At 44.0% G+C, this 5,830-nt stretch carries 1 protein-coding gene; it reads right to left on the reverse strand.

Going from position 1 to position 5,830, the window contains the following annotated elements; genetic code table 11:
* Positions 1-5,830, reverse strand: a 5,830-nt coding sequence (locus AB4140_RS19650) for a tandem-95 repeat protein (protein ID WP_372002315.1), incomplete at both ends; no start/stop codon positions are given.

A 5,830-nucleotide genomic window follows, 5' to 3' on the forward strand; every position in this document is an offset into this window, starting at 1 on the left:
GAACCCGCTACCGGTGCATCATTAATATCAGTTACTGTAATATCGATATTAGCGCCAACGGTTTCTTTTCCATCAGTGACCGAGAAGCTAAGTTCAACTTGACCATTAAAGTTCTCATTTGGCGCAAAACTATATGTTCCATCGCCATTATCAGTGAATACACCTTCGGTACCACTGTATTCAACACCACTAACGGATAAGTCGTCTCCATCGATGTCTGTTGCGCCCGTGAGCAATTGCTCATCAGTGAAGATTAAGGTTCCATCTTCTTCGACAGTGTAAGCTTGATCTTCCACTCCTACTGTTGTGTCATTTATAGGGTTAATAGTCAGATCAATGTTGGCTTGAACTGTGGTTCCACCGTCATAGACATCAAAGCTTATATCCATTTCACCATGGAAGTTTGCATCAGGAGTCAGGGTAAATGAACCATCGTCGTTTTCTGTGATAGTAACGTTGTTACCGCCAGTTAGATTTCCAGCAGTTAAGTCATCACCGTCTACATCACTGGCATTGGCTAACAATTGCTCTTGAGACAGGGTAATACTGCCGTCTTCATCAACACTGTAAGCCAGATCACCCGAAACGGGTGCATCATTCACCGCAATGACTTCAATGCCTGCTGTGGTTTGCGCCACTGCCCCATCATCATCGATGACTGAGATATCGAGGCTAATATCACCATTGAAGTTCTCGTTTGGCGAGAAGGTCACTGAGCCGTCCGAGTTTTGAACCAGAATACCGTCGGTGCCTGAGTAGCTCACGCTATCTAAACTAACGCTACCATCAACATCACTAGAGTTTGCCAGTAACTGCTCAGCGCTAATGGTGATTTGGCCGTCTTCGTTGACTGTGTATGAGGTTGAACCCGCTACCGGTGCATCGTTGACATCCGTAACCGCGATATCAATGTTAGCTGGGGTCACAACGGTGCCATCACTTACACCAAATTCTAATTGCACATCGCCATTAAAGTTTTCATTTGGCGCAAAGCTATGGGTGCCATCACCGTTGTCGGTAAGCACACCATCGGTACCTGTGTAACTCACATCGGCGATAGTTAAATTATCACCTTCAATGTCGGTGGCACCAACAAGCAGTTGCTCATCGGTAATGATGATCACGCCGTCTTCGTTCATGCTAAAGCTTTGATCTTGCGCTAGAGCAGCATCATTAACAGGGTTAACACTTAGATTTAATTCAGTGGAGACGATTTGATCGCCATCACTGACATCAAAGCTAAACGATACTTCACCGTTGAAGTCCGCATCAGGGGTAACTGTGTATGTTCCATCACCATTGTCGACCAATGTGACATTGTCATCATCAGAGCTGACATTAACGGCAACTAAATCATCACCATCAAGATCGGTCGCATTCGCTAATAAATCAGCTTGAGTAATAGTGATTGAGCCATCTTCATCAACCTGTGCGGTAACTGCATCAGAATCAGGTGCATGGTCAACTTCAAAGTTTATCGTTTGAACAGTACTAGATTGATCGTCATTTGACAGTTCAGTGGCTGTTGCGATGATCTCTAACGATGCTGAACCGGTGTAATCCTCAGGGAAGGTAACTGCAAGGTTTTGATCCAACACAGTGGTTGGGATAACAACGCTGCCATCTTCACCAACAACAATTTCACCTTGGAAAATTTGGCTATTTGTTTCACCAACATCAATGGTAAATGTGAAGTCATCAAAATCTTGATCTCCGCCGCCAAAGAGATCTTCAACACCGTAAACAATATCGCCATCTTCATTCAGTGTGGTTCTCGTATGCTCTATGCCATCTTCGTTAAGATTGCTATTGCTGCCACCATGGAAAATCGCATCACCAAATTGACTTAAAATCGGCGTTTCGACGCCATCTTCACTAATGTGAACCAATTGCGGGTCGACTGAGTCGATAGTCGCAGGGTTACCATCGGCATCGCGGAACTCAAATGTACCGTCCTGCATATTCTCAAAGTCATTACGATTGAAACCATTTGGGATCACAAATAGATTGAAGCTTTCACCCGCCTCGACATCAAACGTGAAGGATGATTCACCTGGGATTAATTCACCGCCAGAGCCCACTTCAGAAGCATTTTCAAAACCAATTTGTACCCCTGTAATATTACCTTCTTCATCAACGGTATAGTAACCCGCCGTATTTTGATATCCGGCAGTTTCGCCCTGGAACGTCACGGTAATATCGGTATTGTCGTAACTGGTAATACCGCTGCTTTGTTCGTCAAACAGCGCTTCGCCGTCATAGGTCAGTACTGAACCTTCTGGTAAACCATTTACTTCAACCGTAAGGGTTTCAGAAAGGTCTTGATCCACTAGACTTGCATCAATATTAAGTTGCGTGGTTGAACCGGGCTCTACCACAATCACTTCATCAGTGACGACATCGCCATCACCGGTTGTTACTGTTAAGTCAGGAGCATCAGCAACGGCTTCGATGGCAACACCAATACTTTGTGATACCTCATCTGTGCCATCTGACACACTAAAATCGACCTCAATATTGCCACTAAAATGTTCATTCGGAGTGAAGCTGTAAGTACCGTCGCCATTATTCGTCAATGTACCTTCATCTGCGCTGTAAGATACATCAGTAATACTAAGCTCATCACCTTCGATATCTGTCGCTTGTGCCAATAATTGCTCTTCTGTGAAGATTAATGTTCCATCTTCTTGAATTGCAAAATTAAGCGGCTGCACTTCAGGTGCGTCATTAATTGGATTAACTGTCAGAGTCAGCTCTGTAGGTGTGTCAGTTTCACCGTCCGAAACATCATAACTAAAGACAATATCGCCATTAAAATCAGCAGAAGGCGTAACGCTAAAGGTACCGTCGCCATTATCGACAACGGTCGCATTTGGATCGTTAGTTTGTAAACCATCGGCTCTTAAGAAATCACCATCTTGATCTGATGCATTTTCAAGTAGCATTTCTTGAGTAACTAAAATTGTGCCATCTTCGTCTACAGAAGCAACAATAGGCCCAGCTTCAGGGACATCATTTACAAACTCAACATTAAGACTAATATCGGCCGAAACCACATCAGTGCCGTCACTGACATCAAAGCTCAAGCTGGCGGTACCGCTGTATTCCGCTTGTGGGGTTAGCGTATAAGTCCCATCGCCATTATCAATGACTTCAACGTTTGGATCTTGCGATGTGACATTAACAACAGATAACTCATCGCCTTCTATATCCGTTGCTTGAGCCAGTAACTGCTCGGTAGTAACCGTTATAGCTTCATCTTCCATGGTATTAAATGAAAGATCAGGAACATCTGGAGCATCATTAACTGGCGTAACCGTTAGATCTAATTCAGTGGCAACCGTTTCAATACCATCAGTCACATCGTATGTAAATTGGATGTCACCATTGAAATCTTCACTTGGGGTGATCGTAAAGCTGCCATTGTCATTTTGTACGACAGTCGCATTTTCATCGTTGGTAACAAGATTGGTTGCGGCCAGAGAATCACCATCGACATCACTGGCATTGGCGAGTAATTCTTCTTGAGATAGGGTAATACTGCCGTCTTCATCCACAGTTACCGCAACTGGGCCAGAGACTTCAGGGCCTTCGTTGTATTCTTCAACGGTAATATTTAATGAACTAGGAGCAGATGCTTGGCCATCACTAACCTCGAATGACAAAGACACATTGCCGGTAAATCCTTCTGCTGGCGTGAAGCTAAAGGTATTGTCACCGTTGTCGACCAAAGTACCATCCAGCTGATTGGTCAGCACTAAATCTTCAATATGAAGAATATCGCCATCAACATCACTTGCACCTGACAATAAGCTAGATGCATTAATGGTCATGGTGCCATCATTGAGCATTTGTAAATCTAATGGCGCCCCTGCAACAGGGACATCATTAACAGGGATAACAGTTAAATCAATATTATTGGTTGTAACATCTTGACCATCACTAATGCCATAACTTAAGTCGACGTCACCATTGAAATTTTCGTTGGGAACAAAGGTGTAACTACCATCGTCATTGGTAATTAACTCACCGGCATTACCGCTGTAACTCACATCTTGAATAGATAAATCATCACCTTCAATGTCAGATGCATTCGCAAGTAAATCAGCATCAGTGAAGCTAATAGAGTTGTCTTCTTCAGTGCTAAGGACTATTGGTCCAGATGCAATTGGTGCATCATTGACCTCAGCGAAGTTGATATGGATAGTATTGTCATCAACTAACTCACCATCAGTCACTTGATAAGTTAGGTCAATATCCCCCGAGAAATTCTCATCTGGGGTAAGGGTCCAAGTGCCATCACCATTGTCGGTTAGCGTTGCATTCTCATCGTTTAACTCAAGATTAATGATATCGAGATTTTCACTATCAATATCAGAAGCTTGTGCAAGCAACTGCTCCTCGGTTATCACAATAGAAGCAAAACCATCTGCCCCTTCTGAACTTGTCACAACAGGAAGCTCTGCAGATAAATCGATATCTTGATCACCAGCGTGAAGGTTCAGCTCAATTGTTTCTGTTACTTCAGTGCCATCTACGGCAATCGATGTAAAGACCACATCATCAGGTAACGTCTGCGATACAGACATATTCTGCACCACATAAGTGCCGTTACCTTCAATTGTGCCTAACTCAAATCGTGCTACGGGTTCATCCGTGGTAAGGGTATACGTATGCTCGAAACTACTATTATCATCTTTATGATAAGTTTGTGAGTCGATGAGGTTACCATCGGCATCAAAAGCCCTAATTTCTACTTCAGTGAAGTTTTTAGATCCTTCAACAAACCAACCACCTAAGCCATCTAGTTCGAAGCTGATTTCATTAATATCTTGACCTTCAACATTAATAACTAGCTGCTCATCACCACTTAAACCTTGTCTATCGGTATCGCCAATACCATGGCCAATATGAGTATTACCATTCCAAGCGCCTAACGGCCCATCTGTACTCTGGGTGGTAACTACTAAGTCGCCATCAGTAAATTCACGGGTATGTGAATCTATTTCTGTGCCCCAATCATCAACTGTCGCATTATCATCGAAGGTACCGATTTGACTAGTATGAGTAGAATCAGTAACTGCGGTTTCATCAGCAACAAAGCGTACTTCAGTATCAGGCGCGAATTCTTGTCCTACCTCTAACGTCACCCATTCATCATTGATATTGGCTTGTACAATACCAAACTCAGGTTGTGCATCGAGGCGAATAGCAGGCTCTTCACGAAGACTAACGCCAACGGTTTGATCTTCTTCTGCTTGAATATAAATATCGGCACCCGCAATCGGTGCATCGTTGACTGGGTTAACGGTTAAATCAACACCGGTGGCCACTGTAGTGGTGCCATCAGAGACATCAAAGCTTAAGTCTACATCGCCATTAAAGTCCGCATCAGGGGTAATGGTGAAGCTGCCATCGTCATTCGCCACAACTGTTGCGTTACCAGCAACGCTAAGCCCTTCAGCGGTTAAATCATCACCGTCTACATCAGATGCATTGGCAAGTAATTGTTCTTGGCTGAGAGTAATGGTGCCATCTTCATCGACATTGTAAGCCAGGTTACCATCAACCAATGGCACATCATTGACCGCGAGTGTGGTGATGCCTGCGGTGGTTTCAGCGGTCGCGCCGTCATCATCGATAACCACCACATCAAGACTGATTTCGCCGTTGAAGTTCTCATTAGGGAAGAAAGTGACCGAGCCATCAAGATTATTCGTTAATATGCCGTCGGTACCAGAGTAAGACACTGAGTCTAGGCTGACGGTGCCATCCACATCGCTTGAGTTCGCTAATAGCTGCTCAGCGCTAATGGTGATTTGGCCATCTT

This window comes from Shewanella sp. 10N.286.51.B2 (assembly GCF_041469265.1).
Lineage (GTDB): Bacteria > Pseudomonadota > Gammaproteobacteria > Enterobacterales > Shewanellaceae > Shewanella.